We start from the raw sequence: 22,515 nt of genomic DNA on the forward strand, positions 1-22,515 counted from the left end.
CCGCGCACGCGCGCTCCGCCACCGGCCTGCCGGGCCCGGGCTCCCTGTCACGTGGCGTTCAGCTCCCTTCGCTCAGCTTCTCGCAACGGCCGACGGCGCGTGCCGCGGCTGGTGGGCCGCCCGGCCGTGACCCGGCCGGGCGGGCCCTGGGCGTACGCGATGCGTCATACGGCGCTACGAGCCGACGATGGTGGGGAACGTGCTGGTGCCGCTGACCACCGCGTAGTAGTCGCCGTTGAACGACGGGTGGTCGCCCGCGGACACCACGCCCGAACAGCCGGCGGTCGGGTTGGAGACGGTCAGCTCGGTGGGAGTGGCCGCGACCGCGAGGTCACCCGTGGAGTTGGTGTAGGTGCCGTGCGCGGTGCCGGTCACGGTGAAGGCGCAAGTGGCCACGGTCACCCGGGCGTTGATACCGGAGATGTATCCCTGCGAGACGCCGCTGCCCGCGTCGTAGTCCGTCACGTTGAGCGTCCAGGGGGTGTTCGCGACCGTGTCCACCGCGCCGAGGAAGCTGGTGCACGGCTCGCCCGAGCGGCCGAAGTGCGCCGGGTCGATGCTGCCGACGGCGGCCGGGTTGCCGGTGGCGCTCTGGAGGGTGCCGGCGGCGTCGGCGTACGTGCAGGTCATGTCGATGCCGTTGATGGAGAGGACGACATTGCTGGACGTGGCGGTGAAGCTCTCGGGCGAGTTGGGGCCGATGACCCAGTTCGTGGGCGACGCGGCCAGCGCGGGCGCGGTCGCCAGCGTGAATGCGGCCGTCGCGGCGCCGCATATCAGCGCGACCTTTCCAAGGGTGCTTCGCACAGTAATCTCCTCCGGTTTCACCAGCTATGGGGACGGATTCGGCCACGTACGATCCGTGACGACGCGGACGTTACTTGCGGGAAACATGGGCGCACAATCCTGCCGTTGAATATTGTGCCGAGCAAGCCCCTTCCTTGTGCCGAGGATGAGCAACCGGCCGGTTTTTCTTGTCGATTTATGCGCAAGGCGGCCGCGTCGGCCAGACCATTCGTGCCGAAGTTCCCCGTTCATTCCCGTTGTGGTCGGGCCGGGCATGCGGTGACAGGTGAAACCCCTCAATGAATGACAAGTTCAGGAGCGGTATCACTGTCGCGATGACAAGTTGCCGACGTCCGGAACCTGATGCACGGAAACTTCCGCGACCGGTATTGCAGAGCGAGGTTACCGGGCCGTAGCGTCCGAAGTGCGGCCGGTCCGGGCAGTTCACCCGGCCGCCGGCGTCCACGCTCCCGGCCGCGCCCCCGAAGGCCGGGAGCCGCCCGGGTGGAGCTCCCGGCCCGGATCCGCTTCCGGGGCCGGGCCGCTGGCCCGGAGGGTGGGGGTGTCGCGGTCCAGCTCCCCTCGGCCGCGGCGCCCCCGTCCTTTCGTGCCGACGCCGTTCCTGCTCCATTGCTGCGCAGTCGTCTCCCGGAGCGGCGGAGAAATTGTCAACGCGTGACAAGAAAAAGGGATTTCACCGATGTGGCCGTCCGGGATCTTGTTTCGGCGGTACGGCGCGACTTACCGTGCGCCCCTCGGTGCCCTCGCGTCACCACGTACGAGCCTGCTGGAGGTGAGATGGGAATCGAAGTCGTGGTCGAAGGCCTGACCAAGTCCTTCGGCAAGCAGAACATCTGGCAGGACGTCACCCTCACTCTGCCCGCCGGAGAGGTCAGCGTCATGCTGGGGCCTTCCGGCACCGGAAAGACCGTCTTCCTCAAGTCGCTCATCGGGCTGCTCAAACCGGAGAAGGGCCGGGTCCTCATCAACGGCGTCGACATGGTGAGCAGTCCCGAGCGGGACATCTACGAGACCCGGAAACTCTTCGGCCTCATGTTCCAGGACGGCGCGCTCTTCGGCTCGATGTCCCTTTTCGACAACATCGCCTTCCCGCTGCGCGAGCACACCCGCAAGAAGGAATCGGAGATCCGCCGCATCGTCATGGAGCGGGTGGACATGGTGGGGCTCCTCGGCGCCGAGGAGAAGCTGCCCGGGGAGATCTCCGGCGGCATGCGCAAGCGCGCCGGGCTCGCCCGCGCCCTGGTGCTCGACCCCCAGATCATCCTGTGCGACGAGCCCGACTCGGGCCTCGATCCGGTCCGCACGGCCTTCATCTCGCAGCTCCTGATCGACCTGAACGCGCAGATCGACGCGACGATGCTGATCGTCACCCACAACCTCGACATCGCGGCGACCGTGCCCGACAACATGGGCATGCTCTTCCGCCGCAACCTCGTCACCTTCGGCCCCCGCGAGGTGCTCCTGACCAGCGAGGAGCCCGTCGTCGCACAGTTCCTCAGCGGGCGCCGCGAGGGGCCCATCGGCATGTCCGAGGAGAAGGACGCCGCCACGCTCGCCCTGGAGCAGCTCAACTCACCCCGGAGCGAGGAGAGTTACCCGCGCAGGCTCGCGCCGCAGCTGGAGCCGTCGCCGGGCCTGCCCGCCCGCCAGGCGGTGCTGCGCCGCAAGCTGCGGGTGATGGCCATGCTCGACCAGCTGCCGCCCGCCGCCCGCCGAGCCATCGAGCACGGCATGGCGCCGGCCCGGGAGGTGGCGCCGTGACGATGGAGACAGAGAGAACCCCGCGCCCCCCGACGCCCCCCGCTCCCCGGCCGCCGCGCGGCCCGCTCCCCGGCCTCGGCGCCTTCCGCCAGACCGGACAGCTCTTCGCGCTCGCCGCCGCGGTCACCCGGTCGGTCTTCCGCCGCCCCTTCCAACTGCGGGAGTTCATCGAGCAGTTCTGGTTCATCGCCAGCGTCACCATCCTGCCCGCGGCCCTCGTCTCCATCCCGTTCGGCGCCGTGATCGCGCTCCAGGTCGGCTCGCTCACCCAGCAGCTCGGCGCGCAGTCCTTCACCGGCGGGGCCAGCGTCCTCGCCGTCATCCAGCAGGCGAGCCCGCTCATCGTGGCCCTGCTCATCGCCGGCGCCGGAGGCTCCGCGATCTGCGCCGACCTCGGCTCCCGCACCATCCGCGAAGAGCTCGACGCGATGGAGGTCATGGGCGTCTCGCCGGTCCAACGACTCGTCGTGCCACGGGTGTTGGCGACCATGTTCGTCGCCGTCCTGCTCAACGGGATGGTCTCCGTCGTGGGCACCCTCGGCGGGTACTTCTTCAACGTCATCATGCAGGGCGGCACCCCGGGCGCCTACCTCTCCAGCTTCTCCGCCCTCGCCCAGCTCCCTGACCTGTACGTCAGCGAGATCAAGGCGCTGATCTTCGGGTTCATCGCGGGGATCGTGGCCGCCTACCGCGGACTCCACCCCCGCGGCGGCCCCAAGGGCGTCGGCGACGCGGTCAACCAGTCCGTCGTCATCACCTTCCTGCTGCTCTTCTTCGTGAACATGGTCCTCACCGGGATCTACCTCCAGATCGTCCCCCCGAAGGGCGGCTGACCCATGGCCCTCCTCAGCCTCCTGGACCGATCTGGTGACCAACTCACCTTCTACGTCAAGGCGTTGCTGTGGATCCCGCGCACCCTGCGGCGCTACCTCAAGGAGGTGCAGCGACTTCTGGCCGAGGTCGCGTTCGGCAGCGGCGGTCTCGGTGTCATCGGCGGCACCATCGGCGTGATGATCGCGATGACCCTGTTCACCGGCACCGTGGTCGGCCTCCAGGGCTACGCCGCCCTGAACCAGATCGGCACCGCCGCCTTCACCGGCTTCGTCTCCGCCTACTTCAACACCCGCGAGATCGCCCCGCTGGTCGCCGGCCTCGCGCTGTCCGCCACCGTGGGCGCGGGCTTCACCGCCCAGCTCGGCGCGATGCGCATCAACGAGGAGGTCGACGCCCTCGAAGGCATGGGCGTGCGCAGCCTCCCGTACCTCGTCACCACCAGGATCATCGCCGGGGTCGTCGCGATCATCCCGCTGTACGCGATCGGGCTGCTCAGCTCGTACTTCGCGTCCCGGCTGACCACGGTCGTCTTCAAGGGCCAGTCACGCGGCACCTTCGACCACTACTTCAACCTCTTCCTCTCCCCGACCGACGTGCTGCTGTCCGTGCTCAAGGTGCTCATCTTCAGCGTGATGGTGATCCTGGCCCACTGCTACTACGGGTTCCGGGCCACGGGCGGACCGGCCGGAGTCGGTGTAGCGGTGGGGCGTTCGGTGCGCAACGCGATCGTATTGATCGCCGTCACGGACTTCTTCCTCTCGCTCGCCCTCTGGGGCGCCACCACGACCGTGAAGGTGGCCGGATGAACCCCCGGGCCGTGCGCCGCAGGCTCGCCGGAGTCGTCTTCCTGCTGGTCCCGGCGCTGCTCGTGTGGCTCTCGATCGCCGTGTACGACAAGGACTTCACCCCCTCGGACACCATCACCGTCGAGACGGGCAGCGTCGGCAACGAGATGCATCCGGGCGCCGAGGTCAAGCTGCGCGGGGTCGTCGTCGGCGAGGTCCGCACCATCAGCGCGGACGGTGCGGGGGCGAAGCTGACCCTCGCCCTCCAGCCGGGCCGGCTGCGCCACATCCCGGCCGACGTGCGGGCGCAGATGCTGCCGACCACGCTGTTCGGCGAGCGGTTCGTGGCGCTCGTCCCGCCTCCGAACCCGTCCACGAGAGCGCTCTCGGCCGATGCGACCATCCCGCAGGACCGGTCCCGCGACGCCATCGAGCTGGAGCAGGTCCTCGACAACGTCCTGCCGATGCTCACCGCGGTCAAGCCGGACAAGCTGTCGGCCACGCTCTCCGCGGTCGCCCAGGCGCTGCGCGGCCGGGGCTCCCAGCTCGGCGACACCTTCGTCACCCTGGACGCCCACCTGCAGAAGTTCAACCCGGACCTGCCCACCCTCAACGCCGACCTGAAACAGCTCGTCAAGGTCTCCCAGAACTACAGCGACGCGGCCCCCGACATCCTGAGAGCGCTCACGGACGCCACGACCACCACCGGCACCGTCGTCGACCAGCAGACCCAACTCCTCGGCGTCTACGGGCAGACGACGAGGACCGCCCAGGATCTGACGGCCTTCTTCCAGCAGAACAAGGACAACATCATCCGGCTCAGCGAGGTGAGCCGTCCCACCCTGGAGCTCCTCGCCCGATACTCCTCCTCCTTCCCCTGCACCCTGCGCACGCTCGCGGGGTTCGTGCCCGCGATGGACAAGGCGCTCGGCAAGGGCACCGGACAGCCCGGGCTCCACGTCACCGTCAAGGCCGTGCCCTCCCTCGGCAAGTACGAAGCCGGGCGCGACACCCCCGTCTACACCGCGGGCGGGGGGCCGCACTGCTACCCGGTGCCCTATCTGGGCGCCCCCCTACCCACCGAGAGCGCTCTCACGAACACCGCGGCGGCCCCCGGCGCCGGGCTCGGGCTGGCGAACTCGCCGCAGGAGAACCAGCTGGTGAACGAGCTGCTCGCGCCCGGCATGAAGCAGACCCCGCAGTCCCTGCCGGACTGGAGCAGCCTGCTCGTCGGGCCCGCCCTGAGAGGGACGGAGGTGACCATCAAGTGAAGCGCCGCAGCATCGCGGGGCCCCTCGTCAAATCGCTGGTCTTCGTCCTGGTGACGGCGCTCGCGACCACCGTGCTGGCCCTGTCCATCGCCAACACCGGCGTCGGGGACACCCAGACGTACCGGGCGCGCTTCACCGACACCACCGGCCTCATCGAGGGCGACAGCGTCCGCATCGCCGGGGTGAAGGTCGGCCAGGTCGACAGCGTGGAGGTCGTCGACCGGCGACTGGCCCAGGTCACGTTCTCCGTGCAGCGGGGCCGGACCCTGCCGGGCACGGCCACCGCCTCGATCAAGTACCTCAACATGGTCGGCCAGCGCTACGTCGAACTGGGCCGGGGCACCGGCGCACCCGGCGCGACACTGGCACCCGGCGCGACCATCCCGCTGGAGCGCACGACTCCCGCCCTCGACCTCACCCAGCTCTTCAACGGCTTCCAGCCCCTGTTCGAAGGGCTCTCGCCCAAGGACGTCAACCAGCTGGCGGGCTCCATCGTGCAGGTCCTCCAGGGCGAGGGCGGCACCGTGGACAGCCTGTTGCGGCACATCGGTTCGCTGACCACGACCGTCGCGGCCAAGGACAAGGTCATCGGTGAGGTGATCTCGAACCTGAACACCGTCCTGACCACGGTCAACGACCGCGAGGCGGGCTTCAACGACCTGGTGGTCACGCTCCAGCGACTGGTCTCCGGGTTCGCCGGTGACCGCAAGCCGCTCGGCGAGGCCGTGGCCGCGATGGGCGATCTCACCACGGTCACCGCCGGGCTCTTCCAGGACGGCAGAGCGCCGCTGAAGGAGGACATCAGACAGCTCGGGCGGCTGTCCTCGAACCTCGCCGAGAGCGCTCCCCAGGTCGAGAACTTCCTGCGCAAGACCCCCGACAAGATGCGGGCCCTGACCCGGGCCGCGTCCTACGGTTCCTGGCTCAACCTCTACCTCTGCGAGGCCAAGGTGGCCGGCGTGAAGACCGAGGACGGCAGCGCGCCGCCCACCGGAATTCCGGTCAGCGAATCGAGGTGCCAGGGATGAGGCTCCCGCTGCCGCGCCGCCCGCGAACCCCGCGCCTGCCGCGCCCCGTCCTCAGGCGCCCCCGTCTCAAGCCCATGAAGGAGCGCAACCCGGTCGCCGTCAGCCTGGTGGGACTGCTGGTCCTGGCCCTGGTCGGCATCGCCGCCTACCACGCCGACTCCCTGCCGCTCATCGGCGGCGGCACGAGCTACAGCGCCGACTTCTCGGAGTCCGCCGGGCTGCGCGGCGGCGACGAGGTGAGGATCGCCGGGGTCAAGGTCGGCGAGGTCAGCGGGGTCTCGCTGGACGGAGCCAAGGTGAAGGTCACCTTCAAGGTGAAGCACGCCTGGATCGGAGACGCCTCGACCGCCGCCATCGCCATCAAGACCCTGCTCGGCGAGAAGTACGTGGCCATCGACCCGCTCGGCACGAGCGAGCAGGACCCGGACCGTCGCATCCCGCTGGCCCGCACGACCTCGCCGTACGACGTCACCCAGGCCTTCGAGGGGCTCAGCAACACGATCGGCGCGATCGACACCTCCCAGCTCGCCAAGAGCTTCGAGACGATCTCCGACACCTTCAAGGACTCGCCCCCCGAGGTCCGCACGGCGGTGTCCGGTCTCTCCGCCCTGTCGAAGACGGTCTCCGAGCGCGATTCCCAATTGGCCCAACTCCTCAAGGGGAGCGAGCGGTTGACGAGGATGCTCGCCGACAGGAAGAGCAGTTTCGAGACCCTCATCGACGACGGCGGACTGCTGCTCGGCGAGCTCAAGCAGCGCCGCGACGCCATCCAGGCCCTGCTCACCGGAACCCGCGGGCTCGGCACCCAGCTCACGGGTCTCGTGAAGGACAACTCGGCCCAACTCAAGCCCACTCTCACCGCGTTGGGGCGCGTCACCGACGTCCTGGTCAAGAACCAGCAGGGCCTCGACCGGACGCTGGCCCTGGCCGGGCCCTACTACCGGCTCATCGGCAACACCCTCGGAAGCGGCCGCTGGTTCGACAACTACCTCTGCGGACTCGTCCCCAGGAGCTACCTGCCGGCCCAGTCGCTGCCGCGGACCGGCTGCATGCCGCCGAAGAACGGAGGCTACCCGTGAGCCGGCGACGCGCTCTCACGATCGTCCTGGCCCTCGCGGTGATCGCCGCCACGGTCGTCGGCGCGCTGCGCGTCTTCGCCGGCACCGGGGGCAAGCACATCACCGCCTACTTCGACCACGCCGTCGGCATCTACCCCGGCTCGGACCTGCGGATCCTCGGCGTCAAGGTCGGCGAGGTCGACTCGGTGACGCCCCAGGGGCAGCAAGTCAAAGTCGTGGTGACGCTGGACCGGGGCGTACGGGTGCCCAAGGACGCGCGGGCCGCCGTCGTCTCGCCCAGCGTCGTCGCGGACCGCTACGTCCAGCTCGCCCCCGCCTACACCGGGGGCCCCGAGATCGCCGACCGGGCCGAACTGCCCGCCTCCCGCAACGCCACCCCGGTGGAAGTGGACCAGCTCTACGCCTCCCTCACCGAGCTCAGCAAGTCCCTGGGCCCCGGCGGAGTGAACTCGGCGGGAGCGCTCTCAGGACTCCTTGACACCGGGGCCAAGAACCTGGGCGGCAACGGCGCCGCGATCGGCGACTCCATCGAGCAGTTCGGCAAGGCGGCCAAAACCCTGGACGGCAGCAGCGAACACCTCTTCGCCACGCTCTCCTACCTCCAGACCTTCACCACCATGCTGAAGAACAAGGACGGCGCGGTGCGCGACGCGCAGAACCGACTCGCCGACGTGACCTCGTTCTTCGCCGACAACAAGGACAACCTCGCGGGCGCGCTGAAGGAACTCGGCACCGCGCTCGGCAACGTCAAGACCTTCATCCAGGACAACCGCGGCAGCCTCAAGGCCGAGGTCGACAAGCTCGCCCCGCTCACCCAGATCCTCGTCGACCAGCGGGCCTCCCTCGCCGAGGCCCTGGACACCGCGCCCCTGGCCGCCGGGAACACGCTCAACGCCTACGACCCGGCGCACCGCACCCTCGACGGCCGCGCCAACGTCAACGAGATCAGCATGGGCGGCGACATCGTGCCCCCGCTCAACCCCGCGGTGGCGGGCAGCGCCGGTCTCGTACCGGTGCCGCAAGCCAGGCTGAGAGCGCTCCCCGCCCTGCCCCTGCCCCCCGTCGGAACCGTGTACGGGACGGCGGCCGACGGCGCGAAGGGTTCGACCGGGCCCTCCCAGGATCCCGCTGCCCCGAAGGGGGGACGCGGATGAGGGCGCGCCTCACCCGGCGGACCGGCGCCGCGGCGGGCGCCGGGGTCGCGATCGTCGCCGCCCTGGCCCTCACCCTCGGTGGCTGCTCGGTGCCGTCCTTCTCCGGGATCGACCAGCTCCCCCTGCCCGGCGGCGCCGACCTCGGCAGCCACCCGTACGACATCACCGCCGACTTCGCCGATGTCCTGAGCCTGGTCCCGCAGGCCGCGGTGAAGGTGAACGACGTCGCCGTCGGTCGGGTCACCAAGGTGTCCCTCGCCCCCGACGGCTGGTCCGCCCGGGTCACCCTGCGGATCAGGGGAGATGTGAAGCTGCCCGCCAACGCGTACGCCCAGCTGGAACAGTCCAGCCTCCTGGGCGAGAAGTTCGTCCAGCTGTCCGCGCCGGCCAAGGAGAGCAAGGAGGCGGCCCAGGGCCGCCTGGGGCCCGGCGTCGCGATCCCGCTCGCGCGGACCAACCGCAACCCCGAGGTCGAAGAGGTTCTGGGAGCGCTCTCCATGCTGCTCAACGGCGGCGGCGTCAATCAGCTCAAAACGATCACGACCGAGCTCAACAAGGCGGTCGGCGGCCGCGAGCCGGAGGTCCGCTCCATGCTCCAGCGCGTCAACACCCTGGTCACCGACCTGGACGGCCACCGCGGCGACATCACCGACGCGCTCGACGGGGTCAACCGGCTCTCGGCCACCCTCGCCACCCGCAAACAACAGGTCGGCACGGTGCTCACCGGACTTTCCCCCGGCCTCAAAGTCCTTGAGGACCAACGGGGTTCACTGCTGACGATGCTGAAGTCGCTGGACACGCTCTCCACGGTCGCCGTCTCGACGATCAACAAGAGCAAGGACGACATGGTGGCCGATCTGAGGGCGATCGCACCGACCCTCAAGGCGCTGGCCGACTCCGGCAAGGACCTGCCGGACTCCCTCCAGGTCCTGGTCACCTATCCGTTCACCGACGAGGTGCTCCGCGGCATCAAGGGCGACTACCTCAACGTCTACCTCGACGTGACGGCCGCCCCCGGTACCCAGGTCATCCCGCCGCTCACCGCACCCCCGGCGGCGCAGGTGCCCACGGCGCGGCCGGCGCCGCTCGGACTGCCCCCGGTCGGCGGCACCGGAGGGGCCCACTGATGCTGACGACGGCGACCAGACTCAAGAACCTCGCGTTCCTCGTGATCGGGGTGCTCGTCCTCGGCTACACCGGGTTCCGGTACGGGGACGTCGGCCACTACGTCGGCATCCGCGACTACTACACCGTGAAGGTCCATCTCGCCCAGACCGGAGGGCTGTTCACCCACTCCAACGTCACCTACCGGGGCGTGTCGGTGGGCCGCGTCGGACCCATCGGGCTCACCGACGACGGGGTCGTCGCCGAGCTCCACATCGACAACTCGGCCCCGCCCATCCCCACCGCCCTGCAAGCGGTCGTGGCCAATCTGTCCGCCGTCGGCGAGCAGTACATCGACCTGCGGCCCACCTCCGCCGGGGCGCCCTACCTGGGCGACGGCGGCGAGATCCGGCAGAGCGACACCCGCACCCCTGCGCCCGTCACCACCGTGCTCACCAGCGTCAACGACCTTGCCGCGTCGGTGCCGCTGGACTCGCTGCGCACCGTCGTCGACGAGTTCGGCAAGGCCTTCGAGGGGCGCGGCAAGGACCTCCAGGTGCTCCTCGACAACGGCACCGACTTCGTGAAGGCGGCCGACAAGGCGCTGCCGAGCACGACCACCCTGCTCGCCGACGGACAGACCGTGCTCACCACCCAGGCCGAGGAGGGCCAGGCCATCGAGACCTTCGCCTCCGGGGCGCAGCGCCTGGCCGCCACCCTGAAGGGTTCGGACGCCGATCTGCGCAGGCTGATCGCCGCCGCGCCGGATGCCGCGGGGCAGCTCAGCGGGCTGCTTCGGGACCTGAACCCGCAGCTCAGCGTGGTACTCGCCAACCTGCTCACCACGGCCGACGTCGCCGTCACCCGGCAGCGCGGCATCGAGGAACTCCTGGTGAAACTACCGCCGTTGGCGGCCGCCGGGGCCACCGCCATCGACGCGAAGGGCGCCAACCTCGGCATGGCGGTCACGTTCTTCGCGCCGCTGCCGTGCACCGACGGGTACGGGGGCACGGTCTACCGCAACGGCCTCGACACCCTCGACACGCCGAACCTCAACACCAGGGCGCGATGTGCCGCGCCCGCGAGCAGTGGCCGGGACGTACGCGGCTCGGCGCACGCGCCGACCGGCGGCCCCCTCCCCGCCCCGGCCCAGCCGGGCGCCCTGCCGCCCACGCCGTCCGCCGCCCCGCCCTCGGCGCTGCCGGGCGCCCTGTCCCTGCCCGCGCTGCCCGGCGCCGGACCGCCGGACCTCGCCGGGCTGCTCGGCCTGAACTCCGCCACCGGAAAGGACGTACGCCCGTGATCGCGCTCTCCGGCGGTCCCCGGCTCCGCCGCACCCTCGTGGCGGCGGCCCTCACCGCCTCGGTCGCCTTCTGCGCGTTCGCGGGATGGACGTACCTCGCGGCGCGCGACGACTCCGCACGCGCGTACGGCGCCGCGCGCGACGCCGCGCTGGAGGCGGGCCGCAGCCGGATCGCCGCGCTCTCCACCCTGGACGCGGCGCACCCGGACGCGGCCCTGCGCAGCTGGCTCGACGCGTCGACCGGCCCCCTCCACGACGAGCTCCGCCGAACGGGCGCGGGCAGACCGACGACGTCGGCGCGCGGCAGCGTCACGGACGCCGCCGTCACCGAACTCGACGACCGCTCCGGTACGGCCAAGCTCATCGCGACGGTGCAGGTCCAGCTCACCCCGGCGGGCGGCGCCACCACCACCGACCGCAAACGCTTCGAGGCGGCTCTCGAACGCACCGATTCCGGATGGAAGTTGAAGGCACTCGGCGCGGTCCCGGTCACCGCCCCCTGACCTCGGACCGAAGGGAGAAGCAGCGTGAGCACAACCAAACTGAAACAGGCGTCCGAGCCGGAGCCCGCCGATGACGCGCCCCCTGGGGGCGGGACGGATGCCGAGGCCTCGGCCGACGCCGAGGGGGCTGTCGGCGAGTCCGCCGAGGACCAGCGCCCCGACCCGCCCGAAGCGGCTTCCCCCAGCCATCGCGTGCGCCGCGCTCTCATCCTCGCCTGCGTCCTGGTTCTGCTGCTCGCCGGGGCCGGACTGCTGTATCAGGCACGGCAGTTGACCACCACCCAGGCCGCGCGCAATCACGCGCTCAGCGACTCCGCCGCCACCACCCGCGTCATCGGCGACGTCAGCAACACGCTCGGGAAGGTGTTCTCGTACGAGCCCCAGGACACGCGTGCCACCGAGGACGCGGCACGCGAACTCCTCGGCGGGCGCGCCGCCGGTCAATACGCCGCGCTTTTCGGCGAGTTGAGGCAAAAGGTCGCCGCGCAGAAGCTCAGCCTCACCACCCACGTGGTGCGTGCCGGGGTCACCCGGCTCACCGGCGAGCGGGCCGAGCTGCTCGTGTTCCTCGACCAGCGGGCCCGGCGCGACACGAAGCCCGCCACCACCGCCGCCGCCCAGCTCTCCATCACGGCCCAACTCACCGACGGGCACTGGCAGATCACCGACATCCGAGCCCGATAGGGCGCGCCCGCAGCCGCCGGGCCCCGCGAGAGGGATCACGAAGAACATGGCACGCATGACGACCCAGCCCCTGCTCGTCGCCGCGATGGTGCTCACCCTGCTGGCGGGCGGCGTGGCGGCGTGGACGGGCTGGTCCTGGTACGGCGCGGCGCACGACGACTCCGTCGCGTACGCCACCGCGCGCGACAGGGTCCTCGCGGCCGGAGAGCAGGCCGTGCAGAACCTCTCCACGCTCGACCACAAGGACCTGGCCCACGGCCTCGACCTGTGGCAGGACTCCACGACCGGCGACCTGCGCCAGCAACTGGCCGACGGGCGGGGTGAGTTCGAGAAGCAGGTGCGGCAGGCGCAGACGGTGACCACCGCCAAGGTGCTCGACGGCGCGGTCACCGAACTCGACGACCGGGCGGGCCGCGCCCGGGTGATGGTGGCACTGCGGATCACCGTGACCGCGCCGAAGCAGCAGCCCGCCGCCAAGGACAGCCGGATGCTCGGCGAACTGACCCGTACCCCCGGCGGCTGGAAGCTCAGCGCTCTCGGCCAGGCGCCGGTCGGCAACAGCGCGGCCAACTGACCACCCACCGAACCCGGACAGGAGTCCGCAATGTCGACGACCCGCCACCTGGTCAACCGCCGGCGCCGACTGGCGCACGCGGGCGCCGTACGCGCTGCCACGGCGGCGGCGCCGGAGCGAGCCCGCAGAACCGTCAACGTCCCCAGGCCGAGGGAGAGTTCGGAGTCCGGGACGTCGTCGGCGAGTCCGGCGCGCCGACGATTCGCGGGTTCCGTGGGGTCGTCTGTCTGGGGAGCCGCCGCTGTCCTGCGTCGCTCGGTCCGGGCACCAGTCGTCCTCAGCGTGCTCATCGTCCTGCTGGGCGCCTTCGCCGCGCTCGCCGCCACCCGTGCCGACGCCCTGCGCTCCGATCCGGCCGTGCGCAACGCCTCCCTCACCGACCCGGCCCGCACCAGCGAGGTCAAGGGGCAGACCGCCAAGGCCGTGGCCGCGCTGTTCTCGTACAACTACGCTGACCCCGCCCCCGCCGACAAGGCGGCGTCAACCCTCCTGACCGGCAAGGCGGTTCAGCAGCAGCGCGACATGCTGGCGGCGGTGCGGTCCCAGGCCAAGGACCAGAAGCTTGTCCTGACGACCACCGTGACGGACAGCGGTGTGGAGACGATCGACGGCTCGCGCGCCCGGGTCCTGGTCTACGCCGACCAGAGCAGCACGCGCACCTCCGGCAAGAAGCCCGAGACGTCGTACGCCGCCGCGATGTTCGCCGTCGACGTGGTGCGGGGGAGCGGTTCCACCTGGCGGATCTCCGGCATCGACACCTTCGGGCAGGGATCGTGAGAGCGCGGCGGCGCCACCCGAAGGCGTGGCGGGTGCGGCCCTCGCTGCCGGGCGGGAAGCGGTTGTGGCGCGGGCTCGCCGGCACGGCGGTCGCGGCCGTCACGATGGCCGCGCTCACCGCCTCGCAGGCCCCCGGCCTCCTGCGCGCCGCGCCCTGGCACCAGGACGCGCCCGCGGCCGGAGCCCTGGGCGCGGCGCGCGACGAGCCTGGGGCGGACGGCTCGTACCACCCCGAGCTCCCGCCGCTTGTCTCCCCGGCGCCGCGGATCGCCCCACCCGTCGTGGGGGCGATCGATCCGGTGTGGACGCAGGAGGGCATCCCGGCCACCGTGCTCGCCGCCTACCAGCGGGCCGAGGCGAAGCTGCGGCTCACCCGGCCCCGCTGCCATCTTCCCTGGCAGCTCCTCGCCGCGCTGGGCAAGGTGGAGTCGGGGCACGCGGGCGGGGGCCGGGTCGACCGGAACGGCACGACCCTCACGCCGATCCTCGGCCCGGTGCTCAACGGCGCGGGCTTCGCGGCCATCGCCGACACCGACCACGGCACGCTGGACGGGGACACCCGCTACGACCGCGCGGTCGGGCCGCTGCAGTTCATCCCGTCCACCTGGGCGACGTGGGCCCAGGACGGCAATGGTGACGGGGTGAAGGATCCCAACAACGTGTTCGACGCGGCGCTCGCCGCCGGGATGTATCTGTGCGCGGACTCCCGCGACCTGGCGGTCCCGGCCGACCTGGACCGCGCGGTGCTGAGCTACAACCACTCCGCCGACTATCTGCGGACGGTCCTGTCGTGGCTGGAGTTCTACCGGCGCGGCGCCCACGCCATGCCCGACGGGAAGGGCGTGCTGCCCACCAGTCCCGGTGCGGGCAGCGCCCAGCAGATCGGCGCCGACCAGGGGCGCGAGCAGGGCGGCGGCATCGTCATCGGTCCCCAGCCGAGCGCGCGGCCCTCCGCCTCGGTGCCGGGCCCGCCCGGACAGGGCCCCTCGGCGCCGCCGCCCGGGTCCCCGCCCTCGCCGTCCTCGTCCGGCGGGGCGGGCCCGTCCCCCTCGCCCACGGGGAGCACGAGCCCCGGGCCCTCGCCGTCGGGCAGCCCCGGGGTGCCGGGCTGCCCCACCGGATCGCCGTCGCCGCCCGCTGCGGCCACCCCATCGCCCACCGGCACACCGCCCGCGCCGGGCTGCCCCTCGCCGTCGCCCTCAGCCACCTCCTGACGACAGCACCTCCGCCAGGTCGTAGCGCACCGGCTCCTCCAGCTGCGCGTAGGTGCAGCCGGCGGGGGTGCGGTCCGGGCGCCAGCGGCGGAACTGCGCGGTGTGCCGGAACCGGTCGCCCTCCATGTGGTCGTACGCCACCTCCACCACCCGCTCCGGCCGCACCGCCAGCCACGACAGGTCCTTCTTGCCGGTCCAGCGGCTGGTCGCGCCCGGCAGCCGGGCGCTCTCGTGCGCGGCCTCCTCGGCCCAGGCGGCCCACGGGTGGCCCTTGGCGACCGGGTCGCTCAGGAGCAGCGGCGCGAGCTCGTCGACCAGTTCCGCCCGGCGCTTCATCGGGAACGCCGCGCACACCCCGACGTGCTGGAGCGCTCCCTCGGCGTCGTACAGGCCGAGCAGGAGCGAGCCGACCACCGGGCCGCTCTTGTGCAGGCGGTACCCGGCCACCACCACGTCCGCCGTGCGCTCGTGTTTGATCTTGTACATGAGGCGGGCGTCCGGCCGGTAGGGGAGGTCGAGGGGTTTGGCGACGACCCCGTCGAGCCCGGCGCCCTCGTACTGCTCGAACCATCGGCGGGCCACCTCGATGTCGGTGGTGGCGGGCGCCAGGTGCACGGGCGGTGAAACCGCTCTCAGGGCCTCGGCCAGGAGGGAGCGCCGTTCGGCCAGCGGGGTGTCCAGCAGGGAGGTGTCATCGAGGGCCAGCAGGTCGAAGGCGATGAAGCTCGCCGGGGTCTGTTCGGCGAGCAGCTTCACCCGGGACGCGGCCGGATGGATGCGTTCGCTGAGCCGGTCGAAGTCGAGGCGGCCCTCGTGCGCGATGACGATCTCGCCGTCCACGACGCACCGCCCGGGCAGCCGCTCCGTGAGCGCCGCGGCCAGCTCGGGGAAGTAGCGGGTCAGGGGCTTGCCGTTGCGGCTGCCGATGACGAGGTCGCCGCCGTCGCGGTGCACGATCGCCCGGAACCCGTCCCACTTCGCCTCGTACTGCATCCCGGGCGGAATCCTCGCCACGGACTTGGCGAGCATCGGCTTCACGGGAGGCATCACCGGGAGATCCATACAACTGATTCTCACCGATATGCGGCATTGGTGCCCTCCGCCTACCGTGGCCTGCATGGGCAAGGGCGAGGCGATCGAGCTGGAGGCCGGCGGGCGGACCGTCCGGCTCTCCAACCCGGACAAGGTGTACTTTCCGGAGCCCGGCTACACCAAGCTGGACGTGGCGCGGTACTACCTCGCCGTCGCCGACGGGATCACCCGCGCCCTGCGCGACCGCCCCACCACCCTGGAGCGCTACCCCGACGGCGTCACCGGCGAGTCGTTCTTCCAGAAGCGGGCCCCGAAGAACCTCCCCGACTGGATCCCCACCGCCCGCATCGCCTTCCCCAGCGGCCGTCACGCCGACGAGATCTGCCCCACCGAGCCCGCCGCCGTCCTGTGGGCCGCACAGTTGGGCTGCCTCACCTTCCACCCCTGGCCGGTGCGGCGCGAGGCCACCGACCACCCCGACGAACTCCGCATCGACCTGGACCCCCAGCCCGGCACCGGCTTCGACGACGCGGTGCCGGTCGCTTATGAACTCCGGGCGCTCCTCGGCGAGTTGGGGATCACCGGCTGGCCCAAGACGTCGGGCGGCCGGGGCATCCACGTCTTCGTGCCCATCGAGCCCCGCTGGACCTTCACCGAGGTGCGCCGCTGCGCCATCGCGCTCGGCCGCGAGCTGGAGCGGCGCATGGCGGGGAAGGTGACCACCGCCTGGTGGAAGGAGGAGCGCGGCGAGCGGATCTTCGTGGACTACAACCAGACGGCCCGCGACCGCACCATCGCCTCTGCCTACTCGGTGCGCCCCAAGCCGCACGCGCCGGTCTCGGCGCCACTGCGCTGGGACGAGCTCGACGACGTACGCCCCGAGGACTTCGACCTGCGGACCATGCCCGCGCGCTACGCCGAACTCGGCGACCTGCACGCGGACATGGACGAGCACGCCTTCGGCCTGGAACCGCTGCTCGAACTCGCCGAGCGCGACGAACACGACCACCGGCTGGGCGACATGCCCTACCCGCCGGACTACCCCAAGATGCCGGGGGAGCCCAAGCGGGTCCAGCCGAGCCGCGCCGCCGACAAGAAGTAGCCCCGCCCGCGCTCAGACGGCTCCGACCGGCGAGGCGAGCTCGAAGTCCGCGGCGTCGACGCCGCCCTCCTTGGTGTCGTCGTTGGCGAACACGAACGACTCGATGGGCACGCCCCGTTCGTCGCTGAGCGCGGCAACCAGCTCCTGCACCACGACCGTCTCCAGGACGACCCGCGCACTGGGAGCGCTCCCGGGAAGGCGTACGACACCGAGGTGGTCGGCGGGAGCGACGTCCTGGGTGGTGATCAGCAGGGTCAGATGCCCCGCCGAGGACAGCGACCGGGCCAGTTCGACCTCGCGGCCGTCGCCGAAGACGAGATGCAGCGTGTTGCCCGCCGACTCCATCTCGCCGTGCAGGTAGTTGCGGGTGACCGAGGCCGCGGCCGGCATGCGGGGCACCTCGCGCAGCAGCAGCGCCGCCTCCTCGGCGCTCACCCGGGAGGCGCCGGAGGCCACGCAGTCGGCGGCCACGCACCGGGCCGCGCGCAGGCGCAGCGCGCCGATCACGTCGGCCGCGCGGGCCCGCACGGCCTCCGCGTGCGCGGCGACGCCGTCCCAGGGATCCTCCAGGCGGCCCGCCACCGCCCCGGCGACCAGGTCCAGAGCCGCGACCGCGGCGGTGAAGCCGATGGTCGAGGCGTACGAATCGGGCTCGTTGCCCAGGTCCACGGTCACGTCGGCCAGGGCGCCGAGCGGCGAGGAGGTGACATTGAGGACGGCGAGGGTGGGCACGTCCCGCGCCGCCCTGAACGCCGCGACCGTCTCCGAGCTCCGGCCGCCCTGCGACACCCCGATCAGCAGATCGGTGTCGAAACCTCGCAGCCCGCTCTCGATCTCGCTGGCGAGCACCCGCTGGGCCGGTACGCCATGGCCGCGGAGCACCTCGACCGGGACGGCCAGCGCCGCGTAGGACGCGCCGATCCCGGCCAGCAGCGGACGCCTGGCCGCGCGCAGCCGGTCGAGGGCCGGGCCCTCGAGCTGCTTCCGCACATGCTCGATCACGCGCTCCAGCGCCTGCGGCTGGCCACTTTGGCCGTCGAGGAAGGTGATACGCGATCCGGACATGGAGGGATCCTTTCGTCAGCCCCGCCGGATGCGGACGGCGGGGGCGTCACATGACGCGGTACGGGCGGAGCGTCAGGTCTTGAAGGCCGGATCGTCCCCCAGGGCGGCGCGTGAGGGAATGGCGTCAGGGGAGCGCACGGAAGTGTCCGCAGGTGCGTCGATGGATATGCCGGTGGCCTCGGCCGGCGTCGCCGTGCCCCGAATTGTCAGTGCCCGGTGCGAGACTCAAGATGGCAGGACGACGGGACACACGAAGGAGCTCACCATGCTCACCACCCGTTACGTCACCGGCTCTCCCAGCTGGTTCGACCTCGGCACACCGGATCTCGACGCCGCGGCCGCCTTCTACACCGGAGTCTTCGGCTGGACCTTCCGGCCGGGCGGCCCGGAGGTCGGCGGGTACGGCACGTTCCAGGCCGCCGGAAAGACCATCGCGGGCGGCATGACCGTCACGGCCGAGCAGGGCGACCCCGCGTGGAACGTCTACTTCCAGACGCCGGACGCCGACGAGACGGCCAAGGCCGTCGAGCGGGACGGCGGCACCGTTGTCTCCCAGCCCATGGACGTGATGGAGCTGGGCCGCAGCGCCTACTTCCAGGACCCGGCGGGCGTCGGCTTCGCCGCCTGGCAGCCGCACCGGATGGGCGGCATGGAAGCCGCCAACGAGCCGAACACCCTGGCCTGGGTCGAGCTGTCCACCCCCGACGTGGGGGCGGCCACCGCCTTCTACCACGCGGTGTTCGGCTGGGAGACCACCGACGTGGCCTTCCCCGGCGGCACGTACACGACGGTCAACCCGGCGACCGCGGGCCCGGACTCGATGTTCGGCGGCGTCGTGCCGCTGGACATGGATCCGCTGGAGGCCGAGGCGGGCGCGTACTGGATGCCGTACATCGAGGTCCCCGACGCCGACGCGGCCGCCGCGAAGACACGGGCGCTGGGCGGCACGGTCCGGATGGCCCCCATGGACGTCGAGGGAGTGGGCCGCCTGGCCAAGATCGCCGACCCGCACGGGGCGCGGATCGCCGTCATCACGAGCGCGGCGCCGACGTCCTAGACGGGCCCAGGCCCGCCGCAACCGGCGGCCGCGGGCGGCGATCAATCGCGGCGTTCAACATTCGTTGACCGGACGTTGATCAGCGCCCGGCAGCGTGGGGAGCATGCTGAACGACACCATCACCATCGGTCCGGAACTCGCTTGGCAGGAGACCGCGTTGTGCGCCCAGGCGGGGCCCGAGTTCTTCTTCCCCGCACCCGGCAGCTCGACCCGGGAGGCCAAGCAGCTGTGCGGGGCCTGCGAGCAGCGCACGGCGTGCCTCGAGTACGCCCTCGCCAACGACGAGCGGTTCGGTGTGTGGGGCGGGCTCTCCGAGAAGGAGCGGCTGACCCTGCAGCGCACCCGGCAGCACTGACGGGGCGGGGCCCCGGCCGGGCCCGCGCGCGGCGCGGCCCGGCCCGGCCCGAGGAGCCCTCGCGCCCACCGGCCGGGCGGTTCCCTTCGGCCGGGCCGGAGGGGCGCGACGCGTGGGAACCGCGGGGCGGCGTGCTCAGGCGCGGGCGGCCATCCGCGCCTTGCGCGCGGCGAGCTTCTCGTCGAACTTGGACGCCTCGGCGTCGAGGCCGCCCATGTACAGGCCGAGCTCCTCCTGCGCCTTGAGGCCCTCGGGGCCGAGCCCGTCGATCTCCAGCACCTTGAGGTAGCGCAGCACCGGCTGGAGCACGTCGTCGTGGTGGATCCGCATGTTGTAGATCTCGCCGATCGCCATCTGGGCGGCCGCCCGCTCGAAGCCCGGCATGCCGTGACCGGGCATCCGGAAGTTCACGACGACGTCGCGCACGGACTGCATGGTGAGGTCGGGGGCGATCTCGAAGGCCGCGCCGAGCAGGTTGCGGTAGAAGACCATGTGCAGGTTCTCGTCGGTCGCGATCCGTGCCAGCATCCGGTCGCAGACCGGGTCGCCCGACTGGTGGCCCGTGTTGCGGTGCGAGACGCGCGTCGCCAGTTCCTGGAAGGCGACGTAGGCGACCGAGTGCAGCATCGAGTGCCGGTTGTCCGACTCGAAGCCCTCGCTCATGTGCGCCATCCGGAACTGCTCCAGCTTGTCCGGGTCCACCGCGCGGGAGGCGAGCAGGTAGTCGCGCATCACGATGCCGTGCCGGCCCTCCTCGGCGGTCCAGCGGTGCACCCAGGTGCCCCAGGCGCCGTCGCGGCCGAACAGCGAGGCGATCTCGTGGTGGTAGCTGGGCAGGTTGTCCTCGGTGAGCAGATTGACCACCAGGGCGATCTTCCCGAGGTCGGTGACCTTGGACTGCTGCGGGTCCCAGGCCTCACCGTCCTCGAAGAAGCCGGGGAAGTTGCGCGCGTCCGACCACGGCACGTAGTCGTGCGGCATCCAGTCCTTGGCGACCTTGAGGTGCCGGTTGAGCTCGTTTTCGACTACCTCTTCCAGCGCGAACAGCAGCCGGGCGTCGGTCCACGCGTCCGAGCTGCCGAGGTGGGGAGAAGTGATCGTCACGGGGGTGCTCCAGGGGGACGGAAAAGGGGGGACGGCAGGCTTACCTACGCAAACGTAGGTTACGAGACCGTAGGTTAAGGCGGCCGTAAGTCCAAGCCAAGTCCTCCTTCCCCTTCGTCCGGTTACGTTCTGCTATATGCGCAGGTCCCGGGCGTCCAACGAGAGGCAAGTCACCTCCAGCGGGGCCGCACGGCAAGGGCCCGGCCCGGTCGTATCCGACCGGACCGGGCCCTGGGACGAGGGTCACCGCGCCGTCAGACCACTTTGGACCTCCTCCGCCGTGGTGTCCGTGAGCGCGCCGTCCAGCAGCAGCCAGCGCGTGACCCCGATCGAGTCCAGGAACGGCACGTCGTGGCTCGCCACGATCAGCGCGCCCTCGTAGGCGTCCAGCGCGGCCTTGAGGGCGCGCACGCTCGCCAGGTCGAGGTTGTTCGTCGGCTCGTCCAGCATCAGGAGCCGCGGCGCGGGCTCCGCGAGCAGCAGCGCGGCCAGCGCGGCACGGAACCGCTCGCCGCCCGAGAGCGTGCCCGCGGGCCTGCCCGCCCGGGCTCCCTTGAACAGGAAGCGCGCCAGACGCGCCCGGATGGCGTTGTCCGTCGCCCCCGGCGCGTACCGGGCCACGTTCTCCACCACGCTCAGCTCGTCGTCGAGCACGTCCAGGCGCTGCGGCAGGAACCGCAGGGGCACGTGGGCCACCGCCTCACCCGCCACCGGCTCCAGCTGCCCGGCGAGCGTCCTGAGCAGGGTCGTCTTGCCCGCCCCGTTGCGCCCGACGAGCGCGATCCGCTCGGGGCCGTGCACATCGAGCTCGCTCCGCGCCCCTGTCCCGTAAGGGAGTTGGAGCGCACGCAGGGTGAGCACGGCGCATCCCGGGTGCACCTTGGTGCGGGGGAGTTCGATGCGGATCTCCTCGTCGTCGCGCACCGCCTCCACCGCCAGGTCGAGGCGCTCGCGGGCCTGGTCGAGGCGCTCGGTCTGCAGGATGCGGTGCTTGCCCGCCGACACCTGCGCCTCGCGCCTGCGGTTGTTGGCGACGATCCTGGGCACCACCTTGTTGTCGTAGCTCTTCTGCCCGTAGCGCTGGCGCCGCGCCAACTTGACGTGGGCGTCCGACAGTTCGCGCTTCTGGCGCTGTACGTCGGCCTCGGCGACCCGCACCATCCGCTCGGCCGCCTCCTGCTCGGCCCGCAGCGTCTCCTCGTACACCGTGAAGTTGCCGCCGTACCAGGCGAGTTGGCCCTCGCGCAGGTCGGCGATGCGGTCCACCCGGTCGAGGAGCTCCCGGTCGTGGCTGACCACCAGGAGCACTCCGCTCCAGGCGTCGACCGTCGCGTAGAGGCGCTGCCGTGCGGGCAGGTCCAGGTTGTTGGTGGGCTCGTCGAGCAGCAGGACGTCCGGGCGCCTCAGGAGCAGGGCGGCCAGCCGCAGGAGCACCGACTCGCCGCCGGAGACCTCGCCGATGGTGCGGTCGAGGCCGATGCCGTCCAGGCCGAGCTGGTCGAGGGCGGCGCGGGCCCGCTCCTCGACGTCCCAGTCGTCGCCGACCGTCTCGAAGTGCCGCTCGTCCGCGTCGCCGCTCTCGATGGCGTGCAGTGCGGCGCGGACGGCGTCGATGCCGAGGGCCTGGTCCACTCGCAGGGTGGTGTCCAGGACCACGTTCTGCGGCAGGTACCCGATCTCGCCCGCGACCATGACGTGCCCGTCGGTGGGGGTGAGAGCGCCGGCCATCAGCTTCAACAGGGTTGATTTCCCGGACCCGTTGAGACCGACGAGGCCGGTGCGGCCGGGGCCGACGGCGAGCTGGAGGTCCTCGAAGACGACGGTGCCGTCGGGCCACGCGAAGGACAGCGCGGCGGAGCTGATCTGAGGAGGTGACATGGACATACGGGTCTCCCGGTTGCGGGGAAGGGGCGAGGGCAACG

General features: G+C 71.5%; 22 protein-coding genes. 17 read left to right on the plus strand and 5 right to left on the minus strand.

The window, feature by feature from the left end; translation table 11 throughout:
* Positions 1–174 precede the first annotated feature (174 nt).
* Complete coding sequence (locus AC07F3_RS02545; RefSeq protein WP_479109685.1) at positions 175–807, minus strand: hypothetical protein; 633 nt, start codon at positions 805–807, stop codon at positions 175–177.
* Between the two features lie 777 nt (positions 808–1,584).
* On the opposite strand from AC07F3_RS02545, the gene AC07F3_RS02550 reads away from it, so the two are divergent.
* From AC07F3_RS02550 to AC07F3_RS02615, 14 genes are all read left to right on the plus strand, one after another.
* Complete coding sequence (locus AC07F3_RS02550) at positions 1,585–2,568, plus strand: ABC transporter ATP-binding protein (RefSeq protein WP_479109687.1); 984 nt, start codon at positions 1,585–1,587, stop codon at positions 2,566–2,568.
* Positions 2,569–2,570: 2 nt separating this feature from the next.
* On the plus strand, positions 2,571–3,401 hold the full coding sequence (locus tag AC07F3_RS02555) for an MlaE family ABC transporter permease (RefSeq protein ID WP_479109689.1): 831 nt from the start codon (positions 2,571–2,573) through the stop codon (positions 3,399–3,401).
* Between the two features lie 3 nt (positions 3,402–3,404).
* Complete coding sequence (locus AC07F3_RS02560) at positions 3,405–4,208, plus strand: MlaE family ABC transporter permease (RefSeq protein WP_114036446.1); 804 nt, start codon at positions 3,405–3,407, stop codon at positions 4,206–4,208.
* The gene (locus tag AC07F3_RS02565; RefSeq protein ID WP_479109691.1) at positions 4,205–5,458 is read left to right on the plus strand and encodes an MCE family protein; all 1,254 of its coding nucleotides are present in this window, start codon (positions 4,205–4,207) and stop codon (positions 5,456–5,458) included. The genes AC07F3_RS02560 and AC07F3_RS02565 overlap by 4 nt, the downstream gene beginning before the upstream one ends.
* Positions 5,455–6,486: an MCE family protein gene (locus tag AC07F3_RS02570; protein WP_479109693.1), complete on the plus strand. Its 1,032-nt coding sequence runs from the start codon at positions 5,455–5,457 to the stop codon at positions 6,484–6,486. Before AC07F3_RS02565 ends, AC07F3_RS02570 begins: the two co-directional genes overlap by 4 nt.
* 74 nt (positions 6,487–6,560) lie before the next feature.
* The gene (locus tag AC07F3_RS02575; RefSeq protein ID WP_479109694.1) at positions 6,561–7,565 is read left to right on the plus strand and encodes an MCE family protein; all 1,005 of its coding nucleotides are present in this window, start codon (positions 6,561–6,563) and stop codon (positions 7,563–7,565) included.
* Positions 7,562–8,719: an MCE family protein gene (locus AC07F3_RS02580; protein ID WP_479109696.1), complete on the plus strand. Its 1,158-nt coding sequence runs from the start codon at positions 7,562–7,564 to the stop codon at positions 8,717–8,719. Before AC07F3_RS02575 ends, AC07F3_RS02580 begins: the two co-directional genes overlap by 4 nt.
* Positions 8,716–9,846 (plus strand): MCE family protein, encoded by a 1,131-nt coding sequence (locus tag AC07F3_RS02585; RefSeq protein ID WP_479109698.1) that lies wholly within the window; start codon positions 8,716–8,718, stop codon positions 9,844–9,846. The genes AC07F3_RS02580 and AC07F3_RS02585 overlap by 4 nt, the downstream gene beginning before the upstream one ends.
* Positions 9,846–11,126, plus strand: a complete 1,281-nt coding sequence (locus AC07F3_RS02590) for an MCE family protein (RefSeq protein ID WP_479109700.1) — start codon at positions 9,846–9,848, stop codon at positions 11,124–11,126. Before AC07F3_RS02585 ends, AC07F3_RS02590 begins: the two co-directional genes overlap by 1 nt.
* On the plus strand, positions 11,123–11,629 hold the full coding sequence (locus AC07F3_RS02595) for a hypothetical protein (protein WP_479109701.1): 507 nt from the start codon (positions 11,123–11,125) through the stop codon (positions 11,627–11,629). The genes AC07F3_RS02590 and AC07F3_RS02595 overlap by 4 nt, the downstream gene beginning before the upstream one ends.
* Before the next feature lie 24 nt (positions 11,630–11,653).
* Positions 11,654–12,313, plus strand: coding sequence for a hypothetical protein (locus AC07F3_RS02600; RefSeq protein ID WP_479109703.1), 660 nt, complete (start codon positions 11,654–11,656; stop codon positions 12,311–12,313).
* 46 nt (positions 12,314–12,359) lie between these two features.
* Entirely contained in the window at positions 12,360–12,887 is a 528-nt protein-coding gene (locus AC07F3_RS02605; RefSeq protein WP_479109705.1) for a nuclear transport factor 2 family protein, read from the plus strand.
* Positions 12,888–12,917: 30 nt separating this feature from the next.
* Positions 12,918–13,664 carry a hypothetical protein gene (locus tag AC07F3_RS02610; protein WP_479109707.1) on the plus strand — a complete coding sequence of 249 codons (747 nt, stop codon included), beginning with the start codon at positions 12,918–12,920 and terminating at the stop codon, positions 13,662–13,664.
* A complete protein-coding gene (locus tag AC07F3_RS02615; protein ID WP_479109709.1) occupies positions 13,661–14,878 on the plus strand; it encodes a lytic transglycosylase domain-containing protein in 1,218 nt (405 codons plus the stop codon). The genes AC07F3_RS02610 and AC07F3_RS02615 overlap by 4 nt, the downstream gene beginning before the upstream one ends.
* Here AC07F3_RS02615 and AC07F3_RS02620 read toward each other — a convergent pair.
* On the minus strand, positions 14,864–15,940 hold the full coding sequence (locus tag AC07F3_RS02620; protein ID WP_479109711.1) for an ATP-dependent DNA ligase: 1,077 nt from the start codon (positions 15,938–15,940) through the stop codon (positions 14,864–14,866). The two genes, AC07F3_RS02615 and AC07F3_RS02620, sit on opposite strands and share 15 nt — an antisense overlap.
* Before the next feature lie 55 nt (positions 15,941–15,995).
* Between AC07F3_RS02620 and ligD the strand changes: the two genes are divergently transcribed.
* The gene (gene ligD / locus AC07F3_RS02625; protein WP_479109713.1) at positions 15,996–17,012 is read left to right on the plus strand and encodes a non-homologous end-joining DNA ligase; all 1,017 of its coding nucleotides are present in this window, start codon (positions 15,996–15,998) and stop codon (positions 17,010–17,012) included.
* Between the two features lie 12 nt (positions 17,013–17,024).
* Here the strand turns inward: ligD and AC07F3_RS02630 are convergent, their stop codons facing one another.
* Positions 17,025–18,077 (minus strand): SIS domain-containing protein, encoded by a 1,053-nt coding sequence (locus tag AC07F3_RS02630; RefSeq protein ID WP_479109715.1) that lies wholly within the window; start codon positions 18,075–18,077, stop codon positions 17,025–17,027.
* 265 nt (positions 18,078–18,342) lie between these two features.
* Here AC07F3_RS02630 and AC07F3_RS02635 point away from each other — a divergent pair, with 265 nt between their 5' ends.
* Both AC07F3_RS02635 and AC07F3_RS02640 read left to right on the plus strand, forming a co-directional pair.
* Positions 18,343–19,134 carry a VOC family protein gene (locus tag AC07F3_RS02635; protein ID WP_479109716.1) on the plus strand — a complete coding sequence of 264 codons (792 nt, stop codon included), beginning with the start codon at positions 18,343–18,345 and terminating at the stop codon, positions 19,132–19,134.
* 103 nt (positions 19,135–19,237) lie between these two features.
* Positions 19,238–19,489: a WhiB family transcriptional regulator gene (locus AC07F3_RS02640; RefSeq protein WP_114036460.1), complete on the plus strand. Its 252-nt coding sequence runs from the start codon at positions 19,238–19,240 to the stop codon at positions 19,487–19,489.
* Between the two features lie 135 nt (positions 19,490–19,624).
* Here the strand turns inward: AC07F3_RS02640 and AC07F3_RS02645 are convergent, their stop codons facing one another.
* Positions 19,625–20,593, minus strand: a complete 969-nt coding sequence (locus AC07F3_RS02645; protein ID WP_479109718.1) for an acyl-ACP desaturase — start codon at positions 20,591–20,593, stop codon at positions 19,625–19,627.
* Between the two features lie 243 nt (positions 20,594–20,836).
* Positions 20,837–22,477 (minus strand): ABC-F family ATP-binding cassette domain-containing protein, encoded by a 1,641-nt coding sequence (locus tag AC07F3_RS02650; protein WP_479109720.1) that lies wholly within the window; start codon positions 22,475–22,477, stop codon positions 20,837–20,839.
* Positions 22,478–22,515: the final 38 nt, after the last annotated feature.

The organism is Streptomyces sp. NPDC045846 (genome assembly GCF_056431605.1).